Consider the following 23145-nt stretch of genomic DNA (forward strand, 5'->3'; position numbering starts at 1 on the left):
CTAAGCACCGAAGTGCTCCGCTCGACTTGCATGTATTAGGCACGCCGCCAGCGTTCGTCCTGAGCCAGGATCAAACTCTCCATTGTAGAAAAGCTTAATTGTACTCATTGACTTGCTAGCGAGATTAAAATAATCTCTATTTTTGAACGATTTCTCGTCCGTGCTTACTCACTCGTTGTTCAGTTTTCAAAGATCAATTTCTTTCATTCATCTTCGCCATCTGTTTAGCGGCGACTTTTTAAATATACCACATTCGCCCATAACATTGCAAGTCTTTTTTTCTAATAACATTTTGAGTTATTTGCTGTCCGACTTGCTTGTCCTTATTTTTAAGGGGCGAGATATAAAATAACACATAAGAAGAGGGTAAGTCAAGAACGTACCCCCTATTTTTTTTGAGCTTGATAGTTGCGGTTTCTTGCATATTTCGAAATTTCTTTGGGAGTCGCTAAACGAGCATACATCCTGAAGATAACTTTATATCTGGATTCTATGGCCCCTTTAATTTCTTGATCGATTCTTTTGTCGTTTAAATCAAATAGCATTTCATCTAATTCTTTGCGCAGTACATAATCTAATTCTCTGCATTCCCGATCATTGAACAAGAATCCGAGCATACATCCATCCAAACCCCTCTCGACTGTAGAGATCAATGGCACTAACAGTAGAATCGAAAGAAGCGGCCAACTACAACCTTCGTTTGCCCGCCACCCTACTGCTTTACTGTTATGCTCAGATTTTGCCATTTTTATGACAGGCTTCTGAAAATATTTTACAGATGCACCAACCAGTAGGTTAGTGTACTCTCAATGATTGCCGCGAGCAGCAAAAGAACGACGATGATAACAATAAGAGGTTTGGTTAAGGTTAGTACTTTTTTAAGTTCTGCACTGGCCGTTCTATTAGCAACAGGAACAAATATCTGCGCAGCACTTTTCCAAACCAACATGCCTAATTTAAGCCCATAAGCGCAGGCTAGCAGGATAACGGGTATTTCGATGATTCCATGCGGAAGAATACCTTTGAGTACAATTGACAAGGTGCTTTCATGCGTTTGCAGAGATAACACATAACCTAGAATCATACCATTTGCTACTAACATGAAGAGCGGCAATATGCCTAAAGGTAGTCCCAAAAAGATAATGGCCACAGATTTGACGGCATTATTCAGGAAAATGATAAAGAAAAACCACATCTGTGGATTATCTTTATTGCTGAGCGATTGGCTAAGCGACTTAAGCCCTTCTAGCTGATCTTTCAGAAAGTGTGAAAATTGCTCAGAGTTAGCCCACCCTAAGTAAAAACTTACACCAAACACTAAAACTACGACAATGAAGTAGTGCTTCATTTCTTTAAAATGCTGCAATAACGGTTTAAATGTCATTCTGATTTCCTCCAATTTCGGAAGCATAAGTACTGTGTACGAGCATACATTATTTATTAAAGAGTATACAAGCCTTACCGTTTGTAGGGCATAAGGAGGTACAGGCTGTTAATGAACTATTTCTTTGTACTAAATGCTAGAAAATTGAAACAATATGTATTTATTGCTCTTGCCATCGTATTCGCCGCAGCTATTGTCTATTCGGAGCAAAGCAACGTGTCTGTCTTTTCTAATGCTGAGCCTTCGGCGATTTATAGCGTGCAGACAGAGAAAAAGGTTATTGCGCTAACCTTCGATATTTCCTGGGGAGAGAAACGAGCAGAACCGATTCTGAACATTCTTAAGGATAAAGGGGTAAAAGACGCAACCTTCTTCCTCTCCTCGCCTTGGAGTAAAAGTCATCCAGAGATCGTGGAGCAAATCAAGAAAGATGGATTCGAAATCGGTAGTCACGGAAACAAACATGATAATTACAGCACTCTTAGCGACGAAGAAATACGCAAACAAATATCGACAGCGCATGGTATATTGACGGAATTAATCGGAAAAGAGCCCAACCTCATCCGGATGCCCAACGGGGATTTCGACAAGCGTGTGCTCCGAATCGCTAATGATTTAGGTTATTCCGTTATTCAATGGGATACGGATTCCCAGGACTGGCTCAACAAAGGTGTCGATACGATTATTAGCCGCGTTATTACTAAGGCACATCCTGGAGATATTGTTTTACTGCATGCTAGTGATTCTTCCCAACAAACCCATGAGGCCTTACCCGTTATCATCGATCAATTGAGAGCTAAAGGTTATGAATTCGTCACGGTTAGCGCATTAATTAAACAAACTGAAGTTCAAACAACCCCAGTCGAAGACAGAACGATGAAACAACTCAATTAATCTCTACAAAAAAAGAGCTAATTTAATTAGCTCTTTTTGTTTTCTAATATTTTATGTAAAATCAGAATTTGCCATGCATTACAAACCATAAGTGGAGCTAACATGAAGAAGCTGGAGGCTGCATTGTCTAATTTTAGCGCGGGAACAGCTTCAAGCACGGATACTGCGCACATAAAGAACAAAGTTGGAATAAAGGCGTTTCGATTCGTTAATTTGACTTTCCAGTAAGCAACCCCGAGCGAAATGATCAGTATGATTAGCGGCAATACGGAGTAACTTAATACAGAACTACTTCCTTCAAAGTTCGTCACTCTGAGATACACAAGGTCAATCAATACAACAATGACAATCGTAAGTTGTAAAAGGTCCCACACGGTCTTGGATTTAATAATCCCCGCGGCAATAAATCTGACAATCAGATAGGCGAAAAAGCCCATTTGACTTAGGACGCTAATCGTCGCTCCCCCAAGCAGCATATTTACCACATTAAAGCCTACGGCTGACAGCCCCATCACAGAAAATTCTTTGTCGGTAAATTGTAGACTTAACCCAATTCCTATAGATACAATCATCCCTAATAATAGTGTTGTCCAAAATAAATGAAACCATTTGCGAAGCGTCACGTGCATTCCCTCCATCATAGACTCTAATTGTTAATTGTACCAACGATTGAGATAAAAAGCCAATGATTTGCCCTTATAATCTATCCCTAACCACGCATACTAACATTACTAAGCTAGGGAAGGGAGCTTTTTCTCATGATAATAAGAAGGTTAAGCCCGATGATGGTTCTGCCGCTCATTACTATCGCTTTACTTCTTTCTTCGTGTGGGACTGATAAATCATCGCAAGGTCAATCACAAGCAGGTACGTATAAAGAACAAAAGACAATGATCCTCGATATTCTAAAGTCAGAAGACGGTAAGAAAGCAATCAGCGCGGCAAATCGCAGCATAATGAATGGTGATGTAGGAACGACAGGCATAGCCGGTCAATCTCAAATCAAACTACTTTCCGCCAACGAATCCTTGCAATTGCAAATGGCTGTAAAAGATGTCCTAACAGCAAAAGAAAATAATATGTTCCTCACCGATATGATGAAGGATCCGAAATTTGCAGGAGATTTTGCAAAAGCTATCCAAAAAGAAACGAAACAAATGTTCAAAGAATTGTTAAAAGATCCAGAATATCAAAAATCACTTGTCGATGTGATGAAAAATCCTGACTACGAGAAAATGATGCTCGATGTCATGAAAACGGCAGCCTATCGCCAGCAGATGATGACCGTGATGGAGGAGTCGATTCAGAGCCCTCTTTTCCGCGCACATATGGTTGATTTACTTAAATCCGCTATTGCACAACAGAGCAAGCCTGAAGAAATGCCTACAGCAAAAGAAGCTAAAAAGAAAGATGACAGTGGCGGGGATAGCAAAGATAAGGGCAGTGGAGACGAGAAACAGAAGGATGAGAAGAGCGATTCCGGAGATTCGGATAAGAAGAAAAAGGAATCCGGTTCATCTGATTCGCAGTAAGATGACAAAAAGGGCTAACGGAGACGATTCTCCGCAAGCCCTTTTTATTACTTTTCTAATTTCGCAATGATGTTCGCGGCCATATCCAGATAGATCTGACCAGTTTTAGAGTCTTGCTTATATACCGATGGTGAGTAATCAATTTCTGAAATATGATTATCAGGAGCTCCTAGTGGTATCTGCGCTAATAATTCACTGTGCAGATCATCCGCCAACCTAGCCCCTCCACCTTTTCCAAATACATAATCTTTGCTGCCGCAATCTTTGCACTCATAGTAGGACATATTCTCAACAATCCCTAGTACCTCATGGTTCGTTTGAATCGCCATTGCGCCTGCTCTAGCCGCTACAAAAGCCGCCGTAGCATGTGGTGTAGTAACGATCACTTCTTTACTTTGAGGAATTAGCTGATGCACATCAAGTGCAACATCCCCTGTACCTGGAGGAAGATCAAGAAGGATATATTCAACATCCCCCCAATTCACTTCGTTGAAGAAATTACGCAGCATCTTGCCAAGCATCGGTCCACGCCAAATAACTGGCGCATTATCTTGAACAAAGAACCCCATAGAAATAACTTTGACACCGAATTTCTCTACCGGCAGGATGACATTATCGACAATCTTAGGCTGTTCTTCAATGCCCATCATATCCGGGATGCTGAAGCCGTAAATATCCGCATCGATGATACCTACCTTTTTCCCTTGGCGGGCCAAGGCAACAGCTAAATTAACGGTCACTGTGGACTTACCAACGCCACCCTTACCACTTGCTACAGCGATAAATTGCACCTTGGAAGCCTCACCCAATATTGGCTGATCAATAGGGGGTTGTACGGGTTTAGTCTCCTTAGGCACATCTGAAGTACTAGAGGTTGGTTTATACAGCTCTTCAATCTGATTTCGCTCATAATCCGTCATCAATCTAAACCGAATATGTACCTGTGCTGCCCCTAGCTTCTCTATAGCTTCACGAGTAAAGTTCTTCGCTGTCTCTTTGAAAGCTTCATCTTCTGTTGCAACAATCAAGCTTAGCGAGACACTCTCTTCTTTTATTAAAATATCCCGAACCAAGTTCAGCTCGACAACACTTTTGTTATATCGAGGCTCTTGCAGAGGTTTCAAAGCTTCTAATAGCTGCTCTTTATTTATCATAGCCACTCACCTTTTTTAAGAGATCGTAATTATATTAGTGGCCTTTATTATAACACATTATGACTCAGATCCCACTTTCTCACCGGCATAAAATCTTAGAACACCCTGATAAATGGCTGCCGCGACCATTCTTTGATATTTCTCATCAGCAAGCAGTCTTGCTTCATCCGGATTAGATAGAAAACCTACTTCTATAAGTGCACTAGGGATCTTTAATGTCTTTAAGAGGTAAACGGTTTTGTCAGCTGGCTTGGCAATACGATCCGTGTTCTCCAAATTTCTTTTTAGTTCAAGCTGAATTAGTGTAGCTAGATTGGAGTTATTGGGATTATTCGTATAGTAGAACGTTTGTGCCCCTTTCCATCTGGGAGAAGGAATACTATTTAAATGAACACTCAGAAACATATCTGCATTTTTCTCATTTATCATATCCGCGCGATTGTGAAGATCTTCTGTTTTTCTTTTGCTGTACCCTTTCGTACCTGGATCGGCAAGATCTGTATCCGTTTCTCTGGTCATTACAACGAGCGCCCCTGCTTGTTGTAAGTAGTCACGTAATTGCAAAGTAATGGCCAAATTGATATCTTTCTCAATCACGCCCTCTTTACTCGAAGCTCCACCGTCTGGGCCACCATGACCGGCATCTAGAGCAATGGTTTTACCTGATAACGGTAAAGTCCAATCTGACCACGTTTTCGTCGCCGGAAGCTCATAAGCATAGATAAAGACCACGAGTGCTACCAGTAAAGTCGAAAGTACTAGCTTGAGGCTACTGTGAAAAGTCAGCCAGACGACCAACCGCTTCTTTCTTTTGCGCATAAAAAATCCACCTCTGTTCCCCATAGACTCTGTATCATCTATATGGGACAGGGTGGACAAATATACCTTGCTTATACTTGATAATCAGGATCTCTAAGCCCTTCTATCAAAACTTGAGCAACCTCTGGACGAGTAAACTCTGGTGGCGGGCATTGACCATCTCTGAGAAGGCCGCGTACTTTTGTGCCAGAGAGATGCATGTGATGTGACTTATCATGAGGACATGTTTTGCTAGAGGCCATGTTTCCGCATTTGGTACAGAAGAAGCTGTGCTCAAAAAATAAAGGAATGATCCCTATTTCATCTGCTGTAAAATCACTGAAAATCTCTTGTGCTTCATACGTACCGTAGTAGTCGCCTACGCCCGCGTGGTCGCGTCCTACGATGAAATGAGTACATCCATAGTTTCTACGTACTATAGCGTGCAGAATCGCCTCACGGGGCCCTGCGTAACGCATAGCTGCCGGATAAACACCGAGGAACCTACGATCCTCCGGATAGTAGTTATCAAGTAGAACAAGGTAGCTTTTCATGCGGACATCAGCGGAAATATCATCGGATTTGGTTTCACCAACAAGCGGGTTGAGAAAGAGAGCATCCACGATCTCCATGGCTGATTTTTGAATGTATTCATGCGCGCGATGCACCGGATTACGGGTTTGGAAGCCTACAACCGTTTTCCAGCCCTTCTCAGCAAAAATACGACGCGTTTCTGATGGATCAAAGTAGAATTCTTCGAACTTCTTCGGCTTAGGACGGCTCAGCATCTGAATCGATCCACCGATATTGGTAGAAGAACGTGAGAATAACTTATCTACACCTGGGTGCGCCATATCATTAGTTTTAAAAACTTTAACTGCTTCATTCGCATGGTCAACATTGTAGATGCTAGTCGTTTCTAAAATGGCATAAGCTACACCATCTTCTTCGCCAACAAGCAACACTTGCTCACCAAGTGTAATTGATGCTGCAACTTCCGGGGGAATAGACAGTGTAATTGGAATACTCCAAACCGTACCGTCTGCTAGGCGCATAGTTTCTACAACTGTTTTGTAATTTGCTTCATCAAGAAAACCGATTAGTGGGGAGAATGCACCTACTGCAATAAGATCAAGGTCAGAAATGGTCCATGAGTTTACACGAATTTGTTTCAAGGATGCAGCATGTTTGAGCAGTTCATCTCTTTGCTCTGCCGATACCAAGCGGTTAATTAATTCGCCACCATGTGGTTTGATCCCCGTCATTGACGTAGTCCCCCCATCAATAAACTATTCTTATTTGTGGAGTCCGCACTCCGTTTTCTCGATACTTGCCCAACGCCCTGCGCGCGGATCTTCACCTTCAGCTACTTGGCGTGTGCAATGCGTGCAGCCGATGCTTGGATAGTTACGGTCATGTAGCGGATTATATATTACATTATTCTCACGAATGTAATTCCATACATCTTCTGACGTCCAGTCAGCCAATGGGTTAAACTTAATTAGACCAAATTTCACGTCATATTCTACTTTTTTAGCATTGGCACGAGTCGGAGCTTGATCGCGGCGGATCCCGGTAATCCAAGCGTCATAGTTTCCAAGAATATCTGTGAGCGGATCGACTTTCCGAATATTGCAGCAGTGATTAGCATCGCTTTTCCAAAGCTCATCGCCAAATTTCTCCGCCTGTTCTTCAAGAGTAAGTTTCGGCAGCACTTGAACAAACTTAGTACCGTAATGTTGCTCTAGACGATCTCTAGTTTCATAAGTTTCTGGAAAATGGACATTCGTGTCCAAGTAGAAAATATCTACGTTTGGATTAATTTTTTGCAGCATATCAACAAGCACAACGTCTTCAGCGCCAAAACTACATGCGAGTGTTAAACGAGGGAATGTTTCGACAGCTAACTTCAAAACGGCTTCCGCAGACTGATTCTCATATTCTTCAGCAGCTTTCGTAACAAAGGCTTCTTTTTCGAAAAGATTCATTGGTATATGACCTCCATCATTTAATTCCGAGTGTTATTGTATGATTTATACTCAATTATAGCTTAGTTAATCCTCCTGTCAATGACTTTTTGCCATTTTGGTATTAACTTAACCGGTTTTGTACATTTAAATTAAATTCATGTCGCACTCGAGAGATAAATGAGAATACTTTTCAACGAAAACGATAAAACCCATATATAGATAAAAAAAACCTCTCCAGCATATAGCCAGAAAGGTTTCTTTGTAGCGCCGAGGCGCAAGATCTTAACGTTTGGAGAATTGAGGAGCGCGACGAGCGGCTTTCAATCCATATTTTTTACGTTCTTTCATACGGGAATCACGAGTTAGGAATCCAGCTTTTTTCAAAGAACCACGGTACTCAGGATCAGCTTTCAACAAAGCGCGGGAGATACCGTGACGGATTGCTCCAGCTTGTCCGCTGATTCCACCACCATTTGCAAGAACCAAAACATCGTATTTACCGACTGTTTCTGTTAATGCCAATGGTTGTTTAACGATAAGTTTCAAAGTTTCTAGACCGAAATACTCATCTAGATCACGTTTGTTGATAATGATGCGTCCTTCACCCGGTACAAGGCGCACACGCGCTACCGAATGTTTACGACGACCCGTTCCATAATATTGAACTTGTGCCACGAAACGTTCCTCCTTATATTAACCGCGAAGATTCCAAACTTCTGGTTGTTGTGCTAGATGTGGGTGTTCTGCTCCACCGTAAACTTTAAGCTTAGTTTTCAAGCTGTCGCCAAGACGGTTCTTAGGAAGCATACCGTGTACGGCAAATTCGATCATACGATCAGGTTTGCTGTTAAGCAAGTCCTGAGCGGAAGTCACTTTCAAACCACCTTGGTACAAAGAGTGACGGTAGTACATTTTATTTTGCATTTTTTTACCAGTAAGCTTAATTTGGGAAGCATTGATAACAACTACGAAATCACCAGTATCTACGTGTGGAGTAAACTCCGGTTTGTGCTTACCGCGGATAATGCTAGCAACTTCACTTGCAAGACGGCCAAGTGTTTGGCCTGCAGCGTCAACAATGTACCATTTACGCTCTACTTCATTTGGCTTCGCCATATATGTCGTGCGCATGCTGAATCCTCCTAAAAATATATCTCAATTACATAATTATTATAGTTAACTTACATATACGATGGATGGTTGTAGCAGTTAAGGATCAGGGGCTGTGGGGTAGCCGATCACGAAACGCCAAGTTATATTTTACACGAAACCTAGTGAAGAAGCAAGTCATGTTTCAACTTTTTTAATAGTCAACTTTCCATAACATTAAGCCCATCGCTTCGGCAGTAGGTCCTGCTTCAGCCCGGTTTCTGGCTTCGAGAATGCGCTGCATATCGCTGCTTGGTCTCTTACCTTCACCTATTTGAATTAGGGTCCCTACAATGATTCTAACCATGTTATACAGGAAACCGTTCCCGCTAACAATGATCCGAATCCTCTCAATCTGACCCCCGCCGGTCAACTCATCGGTTTCAAGCACCATACGAGCCTCGTAGAGGGTTCTCACTTTAACTTCCTTATCCGTTCTCACCGTGCAAAACGAAGTGAAATCATGCTCTCCTAGCAAGCAAGGGAGCGCCTCTCTAATGGCTTCCACATTTAAATGCGTAGGGTGATGGTATTCATAATTGCGGTGAAAGACATCAGGGAAGCGCACCGCGCGAATCGTATAACAGTATGTCTTGCGTTTCGCAGCTTTGCGGGAGTGAAAAGAAAGGGGAACCTCCTCCGCTGTATGAGCGACGATGTCCTTGGGCAGTCTAGCGTTTAATGCTAAACACCACCGTTCCACAGGTATCTTGGAGTTCGTGGTAAAATTAATAACTTGCGCCTTTGCGTGAACACCCGCGTCCGTGCGCCCAGATGAAGCCACTTTCACTTGCTCACCAGTCAACAGATATACAGCCTCTTCTAACCGTTGCTGGATTGTATCCGCCTTAGGTTGAATCTGAAAGCCTGAATATGCTGTACCATCATAACTTATGGTAAACCGTAGATTTCTCAAGGCTTGTTCCTCCATGAGTCATCCTTCCTACCCCTATAGATCAGGTAAAAGACTGCAAAAAAAGGGCTTCACCAGAATCTATGATTCCGTCCACCCTTTCCCATCCGTCTTATGCGCGATCTACTAGCTCTAGGTATACCATTGGTGCTGCGTCACCGCGGCGTGGTCCCAGTTTAAGGATACGCGTGTATCCACCTGGACGCTCGGAGTAACGAGTAGCCAAATCGGAGAAAAGTTTTTGAATCGCATCTTGATTTTCGTTAGCAGCTTCTCTACGAACAAAAGCAGCAACCTGACGGCGTGCATGAAGATCTCCGCGTTTCGCAAGAGTGATTAACTTCTCAGCGATGGAACGAATTTCTTTTGCTTTTGCTTCTGTAGTTTGAATACGTTCATGTATGAACAAATCTGTAACCAGATCACGGAATAATGCTTTACGATTACTGGAATCGCGGTTCAACTTCCTGTAGTTCATTGAATTAACCTCCTTCTGACAAGACTATTCCTCGGTACGAAGCCCCAAACCAAGCTCTTCGAGCTTTTCTTGAACTTCTTCAAGAGATTTGCGACCTAAGTTCCGAACTTTCATCATGTCTTCTTCTGTTTTGGTAATTAGCTCTTGTACGGTGTTAATCCCTGCACGCTTGAGGCAATTGTAAGAACGAACAGATAGATCCAGTTCTTCGATAGTCATCTCTAGAACTTTCTCTTTCTTATCTTCTTCTTTCTCCACCATAATCTCAGCATCTTTCGCTTCATCCGTCAAACCGACGAACAAGTTCAGATGTTCAGTTAAGATTTTGGCGCCCAAGCTTACTGCTTCTTCTGGTCGAATACTTCCATCGGTCCACACTTCGAGGGTCAACTTATCATAGTTCGTCACTTGGCCGACGCGAGTATTCTCGATACTGTAATTTACTCGGGTAATAGGCGTGTAGATCGAATCAATTGGAATCACACCAATTGGTTGCTCTTCATGCTTATTTTTGTCCGATTGGACGTAACCGCGTCCTCTGCCCGCATGAATCCTCATGTGAAGACGCGCATCCGGAGATAAGGTAGCAATATGCAGATCCGGGTTAAGAATCTCCACATCGCTATCACCGCGAATATCTGCCGCAGTAATATTACCTTCTCCTTCTGCATCAATTTCAAGCACTTTCTCCTCGTCGGAGTGAATTTTCAACGAAAGTCCTTTAAGGTTAAGGATAATTTCCGTTACATCCTCAAGCACGCCAGGAATCGTTGAAAACTCATGCAAAACGCCATCGATTTGGACAGAGGTTACTGCAGCCCCGGGTAAAGAGGACAGTAAGATACGACGTAGTGAGTTACCTAATGTTGTACCATAGCCACGCTCCAAAGGCTCTATGATAAATCTTCCATAAGCGCCGTCTTCACTTAAAGCTACAGTTTCTATTTTTGGCTTTTCGATTTCGATCATGAAATGTACCCTCCATTCAATACGTCGTTTCCCTCTGGATACTTCGCTTCAAAATTTCATAGTATGCCTATCCTTCAAACCATTATTCACGTTTTTAAGATAATTATACTACAAAGTAATCCTGAATTATACGCGACGACGTTTTGGAGGACGGCAGCCATTGTGAGGAACCGGAGTCACGTCTTTAATCAGGTTTACTTCAAGGCCTGCTGCTTGCAAAGAGCGGATTGCTGCTTCGCGGCCAGCGCCTGGACCTTTAACCATAACTTCAACAGTTTTCAAACCGTGTTCCATAGCTGCTTTAGCTGCTTTTTCAGCTGCCATTTGTGCCGCAAAAGGAGTACTTTTACGGGAACCTTTGAATCCAAGATTTCCTGAAGATGCCCAGGAAATTGCGTTGCCATGAGGATCCGTGATCGTTACGATCGTATTGTTAAATGTTGAACGGATATGTGCTACTCCGGTCTCAATATTTTTACGGTCACGACGTTTCGTACGGACTACTTTTTTAGGTTTTGCCATTAGCTCTAACCCCCTTTATTATTTCTTCTTATTAGCTACCGTACGACGAGGACCTTTACGTGTACGAGCATTAGTTTTAGTACGTTGACCACGAACAGGAAGACCACGGCGGTGACGAAGACCACGGTAGGATCCGATTTCGATTAGACGTTTGATGTTTAGGGAAATCTCACGGCGAAGGTCGCCTTCTACTTTAAGGGTTTTGTCAATTACATCACGGATTTTGCTCACTTCATCTTCAGTCAGGTCGCGAACGCGAGTACTGCCGTCAATACCTGTTGAAGCAATGATTTTCTGAGCAGTTGTAGTGCCGATACCGAAAATGTAAGTCAACGCGATTACTACTCGTTTGTCACGAGGTAAGTCAACTCCAGCTAAACGTGCCATCTACAGATTGCACCTCCTTTTAACCTTGTTTTTGTTTGTGCTTAGGTGTTTCACAAATTACCATAACATTACCTTTACGGCGGATAACTTTGCATTTCTCGCAAATCGGTTTAACCGATGGTCTAACTTTCATTTTTAAGCCCTCCTTTTCATCGTAAGCAACCATGTTGCGTTTTCTGTTCGAAAACTTGCTTCGTAAGCATACGCCTTGAGAGAGTAACTTACATGTAAGCCAAACATTTATTTAAAACGGTAGGTTATACGGCCTCTCGTTAAATCATAAGGCGATAATTCTACGGTAACCTTGTCACCAGGCAAAATACGAATAAAGTGCATTCTAATTTTACCGGATACATGGGCTAGGATTTTATGACCATTTTCCAATTCAACCTTAAACATTGCATTCGGAAGAGGTTCAATCACTGTACCTTCTACTTCAATTACATCTTCTTTGGCCACAGTCATTCTCCTTTCTCTTGTGCTTCGTCTTGCATAAGTTCAACGAATTTGGTAATTGCGAAGCGCAACTTTCCATTAGTAACACGACCTGTTTCCCTAATGCTTGACTCCACTTCACTACTAATCGTTTCTTGTATTTGAAGATGATTCAGGTTCTTCTTCTTCGGCTGATCAAATTTACGATGCACACCGTCTGCAAGCCAGACAAAGCGTTCATCCACAATTCCAATCACGACCGCATATTCTCCGGGATCTCTGCCGCGAAGCACCTTTACGATTTGACCCACCTTCGGAATCAACCTATCCACTCAATATCACCTACGATCTAGGCAAGGTTAATATTTCATAACCAGCTGCCGTAATAGCAACCGTATGTTCAAAATGAGCGCATAACGTACGATCCGCAGTGACGACAGTCCAATCGTCTTCGAGTGTTTGGACAAATCTTTCGCCAACGACCACCATGGGTTCAATAGCTAGGACCATGCCTGGTTTGAGACGAGGACCCTTGTCAGGTACACCGTAATTCGGAATTTGTGGTTCTTCGTGAAGATCCGTTCCGATACCGTGACCGACATACTCTATAACCACGGAGAAGCCTGCGTCTTCAATACAAGTTTGGATTGCATGCGACAACGTGTAGAGTCTAGCATCCGGTTTAGCTTCTGCTATGCCTCGATACAGTGATTGTTCCGTTACAGCTAACAGACGTTTGGCTGTTTCTGAAATCTCACCGACAGGATAAGTCCAAGCAGAATCTCCATGATAACCTTTATACTGAGCGCCGATATCAATTGAGATGATATCACCCTCAACCAGCTTTCTTGGACCAGGAATACCATGAACTAATTCTTCGTTGACTGAAGCACATATGCTTCCAGGAAAACCATTATAGCCTTTGAAAGATGGAATCGCTCCCTGACTGCGAATGTATTCCTCTGCGATCTGATCAAGTTCTTTCGTTGTAATGTTCGGACGAATTGCCCTTGCCAATAAGCGGTGCGTCTCGGCTACGATCCGACCAGCTTCTCGCATTAGGTCTAGTTCAACCTCGGACTTACAAATGATCATTACGCTAGACCTCGTAGCAGTGAACTAATTTGTTCGGTTACCGCATGAATGTCTTGTTCCCCGTTAACCTCACGCAATAATTCCCTCTTTTGGTAGTAATCCAGTAGCGGAGCGGTTTTGTTGATGTACTCATCTAAACGCGTTCCGACTTTCTCTTCCGTATCATCAGATCGTTGGTACAACTCACCTGAACATTTATCGCATACGCCTTCTTGCTTTGGTGGGTTGAAGATTACATGATACGTAGCACCACAGGATTTACAAATTCTTCGGCCGGTTAGTCGTGCGAGCAAAAAGCTGCGATCAACGGAAAGATTGATAACTATCTCAATCTTCTTGCCTAAGGAATCTACAATTTCAGCCAAAGCATCTGCCTGAGCAACAGTTCTCGGGAACCCGTCAAGCAGGAAACCTTTATCGCAGTCCGGTTGAGCAAGACGTTCTCTCACAATACCGTTCGTGATTTCATCAGGAACAAGAAGCCCCTTATCCACATAACCTTTGGCTTCAACACCAAGTGGTGTTCCTTGGCTCATCGCCAAGCGAAATGCATCTCCAGTTGAAATATGAGGAATTTGAAATTCACTTACGATCTTTTCAGCTTGCGTACCTTTGCCTGCACCAGGAGGCCCCATAAAAATTACGTTCAACTTTAAAACCTCCCATCGCACTCGGCATTACGAACAGCACAATAGGTGCCGATGTCGCAAAACTTGCCCCATCAGAACCTATTTGCTATTTATTGATAAACCCTTTGTAATGCCGTTTAATCAATTGGCTCTCGATTTGTTTCATCGTTTCAAGACCAACGCCTACTACGATAAGTAAAGATGTACCACCAATCCGAACCGAACTTGGCAAGCCTGCAAGACCTCCGAAAAGCATTGGGAGAATTGAGATTGCTGAGAGAAACAAAGCTCCAGAAAGAGTAATTCTAGTCATTACACGAGTCAGATAAACAGAAGTTGTTTTACCAGGTCTGATCCCCGGTATGTAGCCACCATTTTTCTTCATCTGATCAGCCATTTGAACTGGATTAATTTGTACGAAGGTATAAAAGTATGTGAATCCAACAATCAACAGTACATATAAGACAATCGCTAATGGAGCAGTTTGGTTAATACTCAAGTTGTTAATAATCCATTCTGCAACGACATTACCTCTCCAATAACTTGCAATGGTTGGAGGAAACATTAATAGCGAAAGTGCAAAGATAACTGGGATTACACCAGCAGCATTCACTTTAAGTGGAATGTGCGTAGTTTGACCACCATACATTTTACGACCAACTACACGCTTAGCATATTGTACAGGGATCTTACGAACCCCTTGCTGTACAAAGATGACACCAGCGATAATCAGCACAACAACGATAGCAATAATGATCAGTTTCACGATATTCAGGAACAAAGCTCCTTCGGTCGCAAACAGTGATTTGTAGATTTGCTGTATGCTTGTAGGAATCGCCGCGACGATACCTGCAAAGATGATAATGGAAATACCGTTGCCAATCCCAAATTCAGTGATTTGCTCTCCGAGCCACATCAAGAAAGCTGTACCAGCAGTCAGAACGATAGCGATCAAAGCAAATGTTGCGAAACCTGGATCAATTACGAGGCCGCTATATAAGCGATTGAACCCGATTGATAGACCAAAAGCTTGCACAATACCTAAAACGATCGTACCGTACCGAGTAACTTGCGTCATCTTCTTTCTACCAACGTCCCCTTCTTTTGCCCATTGCGCAAAGCGTGGAACTACATCCATGGACAAAAGCTGAACGATGATAGACGCTGTGATGTAAGGCATAATTCCCATCGCGAAGATGGAGAATTGGAAGAGCGCACCGCCGGAAAACGTATTAAGCAAGCCAAAGACATCGCTTTGATTCGCTTGGTCTTGAAGTTTAAGAACATCTGTATTTATGTTAGGCACAGGGATAAACGCACCTAAACGATAGACGATTAACAAGATGAGTGTAAATACAATCCTTCTACGTAAATCCTCTACCTTGAAGATGTTGGCTATGGTACTGAACATTAAATCACCTCGGTTTGACCGCCGGCAGCTTGGATTTTCTCAATCGCTGATTGAGAGAACTTATTCGCTTTAACGGTTAATTTTACTGTGATTTCACCGTTTCCTAAAATCTTGATGCCATCTTTAGGAGCTTTTACAATACCAGACTCCATCAAAACTTCTGGAGTAACTTCAGTACCAGCTGCGAAATTGTTCAAATCTTCAAGGTTCACGATTGCGTACTCCGTACGGAAACGGTTCGTGAAACCACGTTTAGGTAAACGACGGTATAACGGGTTTTGTCCACCCTCGAATCCAGGACGAACGCCTCCACCGGAACGTGCGTTTTGACCTTTGTGTCCGCGAGTTGATGTTTTACCCATACCACTACTTGTTCCACGTCCAACACGTTTACGAGTTTTACGAGCACCAGTAGTAGAACTTAGTTCATGTAACTTCATCGTTGTACACCTCCTCTAGATCTATATATCGTGCAATTATGCTTCGATTTCTTTAACTTCTACCAAATGGCTAACTTGATTAACCATACCTCTGATAGCAGCGTTATCTTGATGAAGAACAGTTTGGTGCAGCTTGCGCAGACCAAGAGTTTTCACAGTAACACGTTGCGTTTCAGGGCGGCCAATCAGGCTGCGTTTTAGGGTAATTTGTAATTGTTTCGCCATGTTTACCCCTCCTAACCTAGTAACTCTTGAACAGTTTTGCCACGAAGCTTTGCAACTTCTTCCGCTTTTTTCAAGCGGCTTAAGCCTTCAAGCGTTGCGTTAACCATGTTCATAGAGTTCGATGAACCCAGGGATTTTGTCAAAATATCGCCGATACCAGCAAGTTCAAGTACTGCACGAACTGGTCCGCCTGCGATAACTCCTGTACCTTGGGAAGCTGGTTTAAGCAGAACGCGTCCTGCACCAAACTTACCAGTTACAAGATGAGGAATCGAAGTGCCTACGATTGGAACATGAATCAAGTTCTTTTTCGCATCTTCAATACCTTTACGGATTGCATCAGGAACTTCGGAAGCTTTACCGATTCCTGCGCCAACCCAGCCATTGCCATCGCCAACGACAACAAGTGCGCTGAAGCTGAAACGACGTCCGCCTTTTACTACTTTAGCTACGCGATTAATATTAACGACTTTTTCTGTTAGCTCTAAAGTATTAGGATCTACACGCAAGTCTTTTACCTCCTTATATATGTTTTTCCTAGAATTCTAGTCCAGCTTCACGAGCTGCGTCGGCCAATGCTTGAACACGTCCATGATAAAGGTATCCACCGCGGTCAAAAACCACTTGGTTAAAACCTTTTTCTTTCGCGCGTTGAGCGATTAATGCACCAACTTTACGAGCAGCTTCTACGTTACCACCGTTACCAATATCACTTTTCAGATCTTTATCTTGAGTTGATGCTGCAACGATTGTTACACCCGTTGTATCATCGATCAATTGAGCATACATGTGTTTGGAAGAACGGAAAATATTTAAGCGCGGACGAACAGTTGTACCTTCAATTTTCTTACGAACACGAAGGTGTCTTTTCAAACGAGCTTTGTTTTTATCGCTTTTAGTAATCATCTATACTTACACTCCTTTCATCATCTTATGATGCGAGGCTTATGCTTACGTAGCAAGTTCTCTCGAGAGAACTTTTAGCTATTACTCGCGATCTTACGATCTTATTTCTTCTTACCAGCTTTACCTTCTTTACGAAGGATGCGCTCGCCTTCATACTTGATCCCTTTACCTTTATACGGCTCAGGCTCACGTACGGAACGAACTTTAGCTGCCATAGCACCAACGCGTTCTTTATCAATTCCGCGAACGATAATTTTTGTATTCGAAGGAACTTCGAACTCAATACCGCTCTCTGGAGTGATTTCAACTGGATGGGAGTACCCAACGTTGAGAACCAATTTGTCACCGCTTTTGTTAGCACGGTAACCTACGCCTACTAGATCCAAAGATTTCGCAAAGCCTTCCGTTACGCCACTTACCATGTTGGCAACAACACTACGTGTTGTACCATGCAAAGCACGGTGGAGTTTGTTATCGGAAGGACGCTCAACGGAAATCTCGTTTTCTAGAACACTTACTTTCATATCTTTATGAAGTTCACGGGACAAAGAACCTTTAGGGCCTTTAACCGTGATTTGAGTATTCTCTAGTGTTACATTTACACCACTTGGAATGGTGATTGGTTTACGACCAATACGAGACATGTTTGCACCTCCATTCAATTACAATTGTATTACCAAACGTAGCAGATAACCTCTCCGCCAGCTTTGGATTGACGAGCATCTTTATCCGTCATAACTCCTTTAGATGTGGAGATGATGGCAATCCCTAATCCGCCCAATACACGAGGGACTTCTTGTGATTTTGTATAAACGCGTAGACCTGGTTTACTAATTCTTTTCAAACCAGAGATAACACGCTCATTGTTTGAACCATATTTCAGGAACAAACGGATGATACCTTGTTTGCTATCTTCAACGTACTCAGCATCACGGATAAATCCTTCTTTTTTAAGGATTTCAGCGATTTCCCTCTTCACTTTTGACGCGGGAATTTCAACTGTTTCATGACGTACGATATTCGCATTACGAATGCGAGTTAGCATATCTGCAATTGGATCTGACATGACCATTTTGTGTAAACCTCCTTCCCGAAAATAGGGTGATTACCAGCTTGCTTTTTTAACGCCTGGAATCTGACCTTTATGTGCTAATTCGCGGAAACAAATCCGACAAATTTTGAACTTGCGAAGCACTGAATGCGGACGTCCGCAGCGCTCACAACGTGTGTATGCTTGCACTTTAAACTTCGGGGTACGTTGTTGTTTGACTTTCATCGAAGTTTTTGCCACTTAATATAACACCTCCTGATAGGTACGACCTGGAACCTATTTAACGAAAGGCGCTCCGAGTTGTGTTAAAAGCTCGCGAGCTTCCTCGTCGGACTTAGCCGTTGTTACGATAACGATATCCATACCACGCACTTTATCAACCTTATCATACTCAATTTCAGGGAAAATGAGTTGTTCTTTCAAACCAAGCGTGTAGTTTCCACGGCCATCAAAAGCCTTGTTGGAAATACCGCGGAAGTCACGTACACGTGGAAGTGATACGTTGAAAAGTTTATCCAAGAAATGATACATGCGCTCGCCGCGAAGTGTAACCTTCACACCGATTGGCATGTTCTCACGAAGTTTGAAACCCGCGATTGCTTTTTTGGATTTAGTTACAACTGGTTTTTGACCAGCGATTTTTTGAAGATCTTCTACTGCAGTGTCAAGTACTTTGGAGTTCGATACAGCCTCACCAACACCCATGTTGATAACGATTTTCTCGACTTTAGGAACTTGCATAACTGTTGAGTAGTTAAACTTTTGGATTAACGCTGGAGTAATTTCGTTCAAATAACGATCTTTCAGTCTTACTGCCATGACTCATTGGCCTCCTTTCCATGCTTGTTTGTATTAATCGATAACTTCGCCGGATTTTTTCGCGATACGAACTTTCGTTCCGTTATCCAATACTTTGTATCCTACGCGAGTAGGTTTGCCGCTCTTAGGATCAATCAGCATCACGTTAGAAACGTGGATTGCAGCTTCTTGATTCAAGATACCGCCTTGTGGGTTTTGTTGGGATGGTTTCGCATGTTTCTTAACCATGTTTACACCTTCAACCAGTACACGGTTTTGACGAGGATAAGCAGCGATTACACGGCCCTTCTTACCTTTGTCTTTACCAGTGATTACAAAAACCGTATCGTCTTTTTTCACGTGCAGTTTATTGTTATGAGATTCTAATCTCTTTTTAGTTCTTGGCATTAGCTTCTACACCTCCTGAGGTTTCCCGTTAGGAAAACAAACATCGTAACTGTTCTTAGATAACTTCTGGAGCCAAGGATACGATCTTCATGAAGTCTCTGTCACGAAGTTCGCGCGCTACTGGTCCAAAGATACGTGTGCCGCGTGGGCTTTTATCTTCTTTCACGATAACAGCTGCATTCTCATCGAATGAGATATATGAACCGTCTTTACGACGAGCTCCGCTCTTCGTACGAACGATAACTGCTTTAACAACGTCACCTTTTTTGACAACGCCACCTGGTGTTGCTTCTTTTACTGAACAGACGATCAAATCACCAATGTGACCAACGCGACGACCAGTACCACCCAAAACGCGGATACACATTAATTGTTTCGCACCTGAGTTGTCAGCGACAGCCAAACGAGTAAATGGTTGAATCATCGTAGTCCCTCCTTTCGAGGTTCATGTCTATAATATTAGATAACAACAGCAACTTCAATTACTTCAACCAATCTCCAAGATTTATCTTTGGACAAAGGTCTAGTTTCACTGATTTTCACAGTGTCACCAATTTTAGCTTGGTTGTTTTCATCATGTGCTTTAAACTTTTTCGTATGCTTGATTCTCTTGTGATAGAGATCATGTTTTTTGTAAGTTTCAACAGCAACAACAATGGTTTTATCCATTTTATCGCTGACAACTTTACCGATCAGGACTTTACGATCGTTACGTTCAGCCATCTAAGGAACCCTCCCTTCTAGATTTGGTTACCCAATCCCCAATTCTCTTTCACGCAAAATAGTCTTGGCACGAGCGATCTCTTTACGCAAATCACGAATTTGAGTCGGGTTGTCCAATTGACCAGTAGCTAGTTGAAAACGGAGGTTAAAGAGTTCTTCTTTAAAACCATTAACTTTTTGCTCAATTTCAGCAGTGGTTAAGTTCCGGAATTCACTACCCTTCATTTGCTTCACCGCCTACTTCTTCTCTTTTCACGAATTTCGTTTTGATTGGAAGCTTGTGAGCAGCAAGACGCATCGCTTCACGAGCGACCTCTTCACTAACACCAGCAAGTTCAAACAAAATTTTACCCGGTTTTACTACAGCAACCCATTTCTCAACGTTACCTTTACCACTACCCATACGAACTTCAAGCGGTTTTTGTGTAACTGGTTTAGCTGGGAAGATTTTAATCCAAACTTTACCGCCACGTTTGATATAACGTGTCATGGCAATACGTGCTGCTTCGATTTGACGGTTGGAGACCCAAGCCGGTTCTACCGCTTGCAGACCATATTCGCCAAAAGCTACTTCCGTACCGCCTTTAGCGCGACCCTTCATGCTACCGCGGTGTTCTTTACGGTGTTTTACACGTTTAGGTACTAACATGATTTAAATTCCTCCTTCCGGCTGAGCCTTTTTCTTAGCTGGCGGAAGTACTTCTCCACGATAAATCCATACTTTTACACCGATACGTCCATAAGTAGTGGCTGCTTCAGCAGTACCATAGTCGATATCCGCACGAAGCGTATGAAGTGGAACAGTTCCTTCGCTATATCCTTCCGTACGAGCAATCTCAGCACCGCCAAGACGTCCGCTAGTTGCTACTTTAATACCTTTAGCGCCAGATCTCATTGTTCTTTGCATAGCTTGTTTCATCGCACGACGGAAAGAAACACGACGTTCCAATTGAAGTGCAACTGCTTCAGCTACTAGAATAGCATCAAGGTCAGGGCTTTTGATTTCAGAAATGTTGATGTGAACTTTTTTATTGGACATAGCAGCGATGTAGTTGCGAATAACTTCAACTTCAGCTCCGCCTTTACCAATAACCATTCCTGGTTTTGCAGTATGAATCGTAACGTTCACACGGTTAGCCGCGCGCTCGATATCGAATCGGGAAACTGCGGAATCTTTAAGTTTATTCTTCAAGTATTCGCGGATTTTGACATCTTCAAGCAACAGAGTTCCGAAATCTTTCTCTGCGAACCATTTGGACTCCCAATCACGAATAATACCAATTCTAAAGCCTACCGGGTTTACTTTCTGACCCACACGTTATCCCTCCTTATTTTTCAGATACCACGATTGTAATGTGGCTGGTACGTTTTTTGATCGCGCTAGCACGGCCCATTGCACGTTGTTGGAACCTTTTCATTGTTGGTCCTTGGTTAACAAACGTCTCAGAAACCACTAGGTTATTAGGATCTAATGAGTAGTTATGCTCTGCATTGGCAATTGCGGAGTTTAGAAGTTTCTCCAAGATTGGAGAAGCTGCTTTAGGCGTATGACGCAGAATTGCGATCGCTTCACCTACCGCTTTTCCCCGAATCAAGTCAACAACTAGCTTTGCTTTACGAGGAGCAATCCGAGCGTGGTTCAATATTGCTTTAGCTTGCATGGTAGTACCTCCTCTCGGTTAAAAATTGAAATTAGCGTTTACCGGTTTTCTTATCGTCATCGTGACCTTTGTAAGTACGTGTTGGAGCAAATTCACCGAGCTTATGTCCAACCATATCTTCAGTTACGTATACAGGCACGTGTTTTCTTCCATCGTACACTCCGAAAGTGTGACCAACGAATTGCGGGTAAATTGTAGAACGACGGGACCACGTTTTGATAACCAGTTTTTTACTGGATGTGTTCAAGTCTTCTACTTTTTTCAGTAAGTATCCATCAATAAATGGACCTTTCTTTAAGCTGCGACCCATGGGTGTTCCTCCCTTCCTTGAACCTTAAGAGAATTCGTATATCCTAGATTACTTCGTACGACGACGTACAATGTATTTATCGGATGCTTTACCTTTTTTACGAGTTTTGAAGCCAAGCGTCGGTTTACCCCATGGAGACATAGGTGATTTACGTCCGATTGGTGCGCGTCCTTCACCACCACCGTGTGGGTGATCATTCGGGTTCATTACGACCCCACGAACTTGTGGACGATTGCCTTTCCAACGATTACGTCCTGCTTTACCGATTTTCACGAGTTCGTGATCTTCGTTACCAACAGAACCGATTGTTGCGCGGCAAACTTTAAGGACTTTACGAACTTCACCAGATGAAAGGCGGATAGTTACGTAAGTTTCTTCTTTACCAAGCAATTGAGCTTCTGTTCCAGCTGCACGTACTAACTGTGCACCTTTACCAGGTTTCAACTCAATGTTGTGGATAACTGTACCAACTGGAATGTTTTCCAATGGAAGAGCGTTACCTACTTTGATGTCGGATTGCGGTCCAGATACGATGCGATCGTCCACTTTAAGACCTTTAGGAGCGATGATGTATCTTTTCTCGCCATCTGCATAATGGATCAATGCGATGTTCGCGGAACGGTTAGGATCGTACTCAACTGTAGCAACGCGTCCTGGTATTCCATCTTTATTACGTTTGAAATCGATGATACGGTATTTACGTTTGTGTCCACCACCATGGTGACGAACCGTAATTTTACCTTGGTTATTACGACCAGCATGCTTGAACAGAGGAGCAAGCAACGATTTCTCCGGTGTTGATGTTGTGATTTCTTCAAAAGTAGAAACCGACATCGCACGTCGAGCTGGTGAGGTTGGTTTATATTTTTTAATTGGCACTCTGATTTCCTCCTAACTTTAAGA

39 protein-coding genes and 1 rRNA gene are annotated in these 23145 nt (G+C 42.8%); 2 read left to right on the forward strand and 38 right to left on the reverse strand.

Annotation, left to right across the window (positions count from 1 at the left end; genetic code table 11):
- The 3 genes from GQF01_RS14615 to GQF01_RS14625 all read right to left on the reverse strand — a co-directional run.
- Positions 1-86: ribosomal RNA gene (locus GQF01_RS14615) — 16S ribosomal RNA — on the reverse strand; the annotation flags it as partial.
- A 300-nt stretch (positions 87-386) separates the two neighbouring features.
- The gene (locus tag GQF01_RS14620) at positions 387-617 is read right to left on the reverse strand and encodes a hypothetical protein (protein ID WP_090826664.1); all 231 of its coding nucleotides are present in this window, start codon (positions 615-617) and stop codon (positions 387-389) included.
- 155 nt (positions 618-772) lie between these two features.
- The gene (locus GQF01_RS14625; protein ID WP_161407555.1) at positions 773-1384 is read right to left on the reverse strand and encodes a stage II sporulation protein M; all 612 of its coding nucleotides are present in this window, start codon (positions 1382-1384) and stop codon (positions 773-775) included.
- Between the two features lie 111 nt (positions 1385-1495).
- On the opposite strand from GQF01_RS14625, the gene pdaB reads away from it, so the two are divergent.
- Complete coding sequence (pdaB, locus tag GQF01_RS14630; protein ID WP_161407556.1) at positions 1496-2278, forward strand: polysaccharide deacetylase family sporulation protein PdaB; 783 nt, start codon at positions 1496-1498, stop codon at positions 2276-2278.
- 26 nt (positions 2279-2304) lie between these two features.
- Here the strand turns inward: pdaB and GQF01_RS14635 are convergent, their stop codons facing one another.
- On the reverse strand, positions 2305-2901 hold the full coding sequence (locus GQF01_RS14635) for a KinB-signaling pathway activation protein (RefSeq protein WP_161407557.1): 597 nt from the start codon (positions 2899-2901) through the stop codon (positions 2305-2307).
- Positions 2902-3060: 159 nt separating this feature from the next.
- Here GQF01_RS14635 and gerD point away from each other — a divergent pair, with 159 nt between their 5' ends.
- On the forward strand, positions 3061-3810 hold the full coding sequence (gene gerD, locus GQF01_RS14640) for a spore germination lipoprotein GerD (protein WP_161407558.1): 750 nt from the start codon (positions 3061-3063) through the stop codon (positions 3808-3810).
- A 47-nt stretch (positions 3811-3857) separates the two neighbouring features.
- Here gerD and GQF01_RS14645 read toward each other — a convergent pair whose 3' ends face one another.
- The 34 genes from GQF01_RS14645 to rplB form a co-directional block, all read right to left on the reverse strand.
- Positions 3858-4964 (reverse strand): Mrp/NBP35 family ATP-binding protein, encoded by a 1107-nt coding sequence (locus tag GQF01_RS14645; RefSeq protein ID WP_161407559.1) that lies wholly within the window; start codon positions 4962-4964, stop codon positions 3858-3860.
- A 57-nt stretch (positions 4965-5021) separates the two neighbouring features.
- The gene (gene cwlD, locus GQF01_RS14650; RefSeq protein ID WP_161407560.1) at positions 5022-5783 is read right to left on the reverse strand and encodes an N-acetylmuramoyl-L-alanine amidase CwlD; all 762 of its coding nucleotides are present in this window, start codon (positions 5781-5783) and stop codon (positions 5022-5024) included.
- Positions 5784-5854: 71 nt separating this feature from the next.
- Complete coding sequence (gene sat, locus GQF01_RS14655) at positions 5855-7027, reverse strand: sulfate adenylyltransferase (protein ID WP_161407561.1); 1173 nt, start codon at positions 7025-7027, stop codon at positions 5855-5857.
- Between the two features lie 30 nt (positions 7028-7057).
- The gene (locus GQF01_RS14660; protein ID WP_161407562.1) at positions 7058-7750 is read right to left on the reverse strand and encodes a phosphoadenylyl-sulfate reductase; all 693 of its coding nucleotides are present in this window, start codon (positions 7748-7750) and stop codon (positions 7058-7060) included.
- A 264-nt stretch (positions 7751-8014) separates the two neighbouring features.
- Positions 8015-8407, reverse strand: coding sequence for a 30S ribosomal protein S9 (rpsI, locus tag GQF01_RS14665; protein WP_090826682.1), 393 nt, complete (start codon positions 8405-8407; stop codon positions 8015-8017).
- Positions 8408-8425: 18 nt separating this feature from the next.
- Positions 8426-8863, reverse strand: coding sequence for a 50S ribosomal protein L13 (gene rplM / locus GQF01_RS14670; protein WP_127457525.1), 438 nt, complete (start codon positions 8861-8863; stop codon positions 8426-8428).
- 172 nt (positions 8864-9035) lie between these two features.
- A complete protein-coding gene (gene truA, locus GQF01_RS14675) occupies positions 9036-9797 on the reverse strand; it encodes a tRNA pseudouridine(38-40) synthase TruA (RefSeq protein WP_161407563.1) in 762 nt (253 codons plus the stop codon).
- 109 nt (positions 9798-9906) lie between these two features.
- Positions 9907-10272 (reverse strand): 50S ribosomal protein L17, encoded by a 366-nt coding sequence (gene rplQ, locus GQF01_RS14680; RefSeq protein WP_057304263.1) that lies wholly within the window; start codon positions 10270-10272, stop codon positions 9907-9909.
- A 24-nt stretch (positions 10273-10296) separates the two neighbouring features.
- Complete coding sequence (locus GQF01_RS14685) at positions 10297-11241, reverse strand: DNA-directed RNA polymerase subunit alpha (RefSeq protein WP_029196443.1); 945 nt, start codon at positions 11239-11241, stop codon at positions 10297-10299.
- Between the two features lie 126 nt (positions 11242-11367).
- Positions 11368-11763 (reverse strand): 30S ribosomal protein S11, encoded by a 396-nt coding sequence (rpsK, locus tag GQF01_RS14690; RefSeq protein ID WP_079417968.1) that lies wholly within the window; start codon positions 11761-11763, stop codon positions 11368-11370.
- 18 nt (positions 11764-11781) lie between these two features.
- A complete protein-coding gene (gene rpsM / locus GQF01_RS14695) occupies positions 11782-12150 on the reverse strand; it encodes a 30S ribosomal protein S13 (protein WP_145669519.1) in 369 nt (122 codons plus the stop codon).
- Between the two features lie 19 nt (positions 12151-12169).
- Entirely contained in the window at positions 12170-12283 is a 114-nt protein-coding gene (gene rpmJ, locus GQF01_RS14700; protein ID WP_145669517.1) for a 50S ribosomal protein L36, read from the reverse strand.
- 107 nt (positions 12284-12390) lie between these two features.
- The gene (infA, locus tag GQF01_RS14705; RefSeq protein ID WP_009676800.1) at positions 12391-12609 is read right to left on the reverse strand and encodes a translation initiation factor IF-1; all 219 of its coding nucleotides are present in this window, start codon (positions 12607-12609) and stop codon (positions 12391-12393) included.
- Positions 12610-12611: 2 nt separating this feature from the next.
- The gene (locus GQF01_RS14710) at positions 12612-12917 is read right to left on the reverse strand and encodes a hypothetical protein (protein ID WP_407945409.1); all 306 of its coding nucleotides are present in this window, start codon (positions 12915-12917) and stop codon (positions 12612-12614) included.
- A 10-nt stretch (positions 12918-12927) separates the two neighbouring features.
- Positions 12928-13680 (reverse strand): type I methionyl aminopeptidase, encoded by a 753-nt coding sequence (gene map, locus GQF01_RS14715; RefSeq protein ID WP_145669513.1) that lies wholly within the window; start codon positions 13678-13680, stop codon positions 12928-12930.
- Complete coding sequence (locus tag GQF01_RS14720) at positions 13680-14330, reverse strand: adenylate kinase (protein ID WP_161407564.1); 651 nt, start codon at positions 14328-14330, stop codon at positions 13680-13682. The genes map and GQF01_RS14720 overlap by 1 nt, the downstream gene beginning before the upstream one ends.
- 85 nt (positions 14331-14415) lie before the next feature.
- Positions 14416-15720 carry a preprotein translocase subunit SecY gene (secY, locus tag GQF01_RS14725; RefSeq protein ID WP_145669508.1) on the reverse strand — a complete coding sequence of 435 codons (1305 nt, stop codon included), beginning with the start codon at positions 15718-15720 and terminating at the stop codon, positions 14416-14418.
- Positions 15720-16160 (reverse strand): 50S ribosomal protein L15, encoded by a 441-nt coding sequence (gene rplO, locus GQF01_RS14730; protein ID WP_145669506.1) that lies wholly within the window; start codon positions 16158-16160, stop codon positions 15720-15722. The genes secY and rplO overlap by 1 nt, the downstream gene beginning before the upstream one ends.
- A gap of 36 nt (positions 16161-16196) precedes the next feature.
- Positions 16197-16385 (reverse strand): 50S ribosomal protein L30, encoded by a 189-nt coding sequence (gene rpmD, locus GQF01_RS14735; protein ID WP_079417994.1) that lies wholly within the window; start codon positions 16383-16385, stop codon positions 16197-16199.
- 11 nt (positions 16386-16396) lie between these two features.
- Positions 16397-16894: a 30S ribosomal protein S5 gene (gene rpsE, locus GQF01_RS14740; protein ID WP_029196451.1), complete on the reverse strand. Its 498-nt coding sequence runs from the start codon at positions 16892-16894 to the stop codon at positions 16397-16399.
- A 28-nt stretch (positions 16895-16922) separates the two neighbouring features.
- Entirely contained in the window at positions 16923-17291 is a 369-nt protein-coding gene (gene rplR / locus GQF01_RS14745) for a 50S ribosomal protein L18 (protein ID WP_145669503.1), read from the reverse strand.
- Positions 17292-17392: 101 nt separating this feature from the next.
- Positions 17393-17935: a 50S ribosomal protein L6 gene (gene rplF / locus GQF01_RS14750; protein WP_145669501.1), complete on the reverse strand. Its 543-nt coding sequence runs from the start codon at positions 17933-17935 to the stop codon at positions 17393-17395.
- A gap of 29 nt (positions 17936-17964) precedes the next feature.
- The gene (gene rpsH, locus GQF01_RS14755; protein ID WP_056834171.1) at positions 17965-18363 is read right to left on the reverse strand and encodes a 30S ribosomal protein S8; all 399 of its coding nucleotides are present in this window, start codon (positions 18361-18363) and stop codon (positions 17965-17967) included.
- Positions 18364-18396: 33 nt separating this feature from the next.
- The gene (locus GQF01_RS14760; RefSeq protein ID WP_029196455.1) at positions 18397-18582 is read right to left on the reverse strand and encodes a type Z 30S ribosomal protein S14; all 186 of its coding nucleotides are present in this window, start codon (positions 18580-18582) and stop codon (positions 18397-18399) included.
- Between the two features lie 36 nt (positions 18583-18618).
- The gene (rplE, locus tag GQF01_RS14765) at positions 18619-19161 is read right to left on the reverse strand and encodes a 50S ribosomal protein L5 (RefSeq protein ID WP_145669497.1); all 543 of its coding nucleotides are present in this window, start codon (positions 19159-19161) and stop codon (positions 18619-18621) included.
- 33 nt (positions 19162-19194) lie between these two features.
- Complete coding sequence (rplX, locus tag GQF01_RS14770; RefSeq protein WP_209856245.1) at positions 19195-19548, reverse strand: 50S ribosomal protein L24; 354 nt, start codon at positions 19546-19548, stop codon at positions 19195-19197.
- A gap of 55 nt (positions 19549-19603) precedes the next feature.
- Positions 19604-19972, reverse strand: coding sequence for a 50S ribosomal protein L14 (gene rplN, locus GQF01_RS14775; RefSeq protein WP_028557485.1), 369 nt, complete (start codon positions 19970-19972; stop codon positions 19604-19606).
- A gap of 35 nt (positions 19973-20007) precedes the next feature.
- On the reverse strand, positions 20008-20271 hold the full coding sequence (rpsQ, locus tag GQF01_RS14780; protein WP_079418009.1) for a 30S ribosomal protein S17: 264 nt from the start codon (positions 20269-20271) through the stop codon (positions 20008-20010).
- A 27-nt stretch (positions 20272-20298) separates the two neighbouring features.
- The gene (rpmC, locus tag GQF01_RS14785) at positions 20299-20496 is read right to left on the reverse strand and encodes a 50S ribosomal protein L29 (RefSeq protein ID WP_028557487.1); all 198 of its coding nucleotides are present in this window, start codon (positions 20494-20496) and stop codon (positions 20299-20301) included.
- Positions 20486-20920, reverse strand: a complete 435-nt coding sequence (gene rplP, locus GQF01_RS14790) for a 50S ribosomal protein L16 (protein WP_161407565.1) — start codon at positions 20918-20920, stop codon at positions 20486-20488. The genes rpmC and rplP overlap by 11 nt, the downstream gene beginning before the upstream one ends.
- A gap of 3 nt (positions 20921-20923) precedes the next feature.
- Positions 20924-21586, reverse strand: a complete 663-nt coding sequence (gene rpsC / locus GQF01_RS14795) for a 30S ribosomal protein S3 (RefSeq protein ID WP_079418013.1) — start codon at positions 21584-21586, stop codon at positions 20924-20926.
- A 13-nt stretch (positions 21587-21599) separates the two neighbouring features.
- Positions 21600-21932: a 50S ribosomal protein L22 gene (gene rplV / locus GQF01_RS14800; protein WP_145669494.1), complete on the reverse strand. Its 333-nt coding sequence runs from the start codon at positions 21930-21932 to the stop codon at positions 21600-21602.
- A 31-nt stretch (positions 21933-21963) separates the two neighbouring features.
- On the reverse strand, positions 21964-22242 hold the full coding sequence (rpsS, locus tag GQF01_RS14805; RefSeq protein ID WP_029196461.1) for a 30S ribosomal protein S19: 279 nt from the start codon (positions 22240-22242) through the stop codon (positions 21964-21966).
- 48 nt (positions 22243-22290) lie between these two features.
- Positions 22291-23121 (reverse strand): 50S ribosomal protein L2, encoded by an 831-nt coding sequence (gene rplB, locus GQF01_RS14810; RefSeq protein ID WP_161407566.1) that lies wholly within the window; start codon positions 23119-23121, stop codon positions 22291-22293.
- Positions 23122-23145: the final 24 nt, after the last annotated feature.

The sequence above is a fragment of the Paenibacillus silvestris genome (genome assembly GCF_009882985.1).
GTDB classification, from domain to species: Bacteria; Bacillota; Bacilli; order Paenibacillales; family NBRC-103111; genus Paenibacillus_E; species Paenibacillus_E silvestris.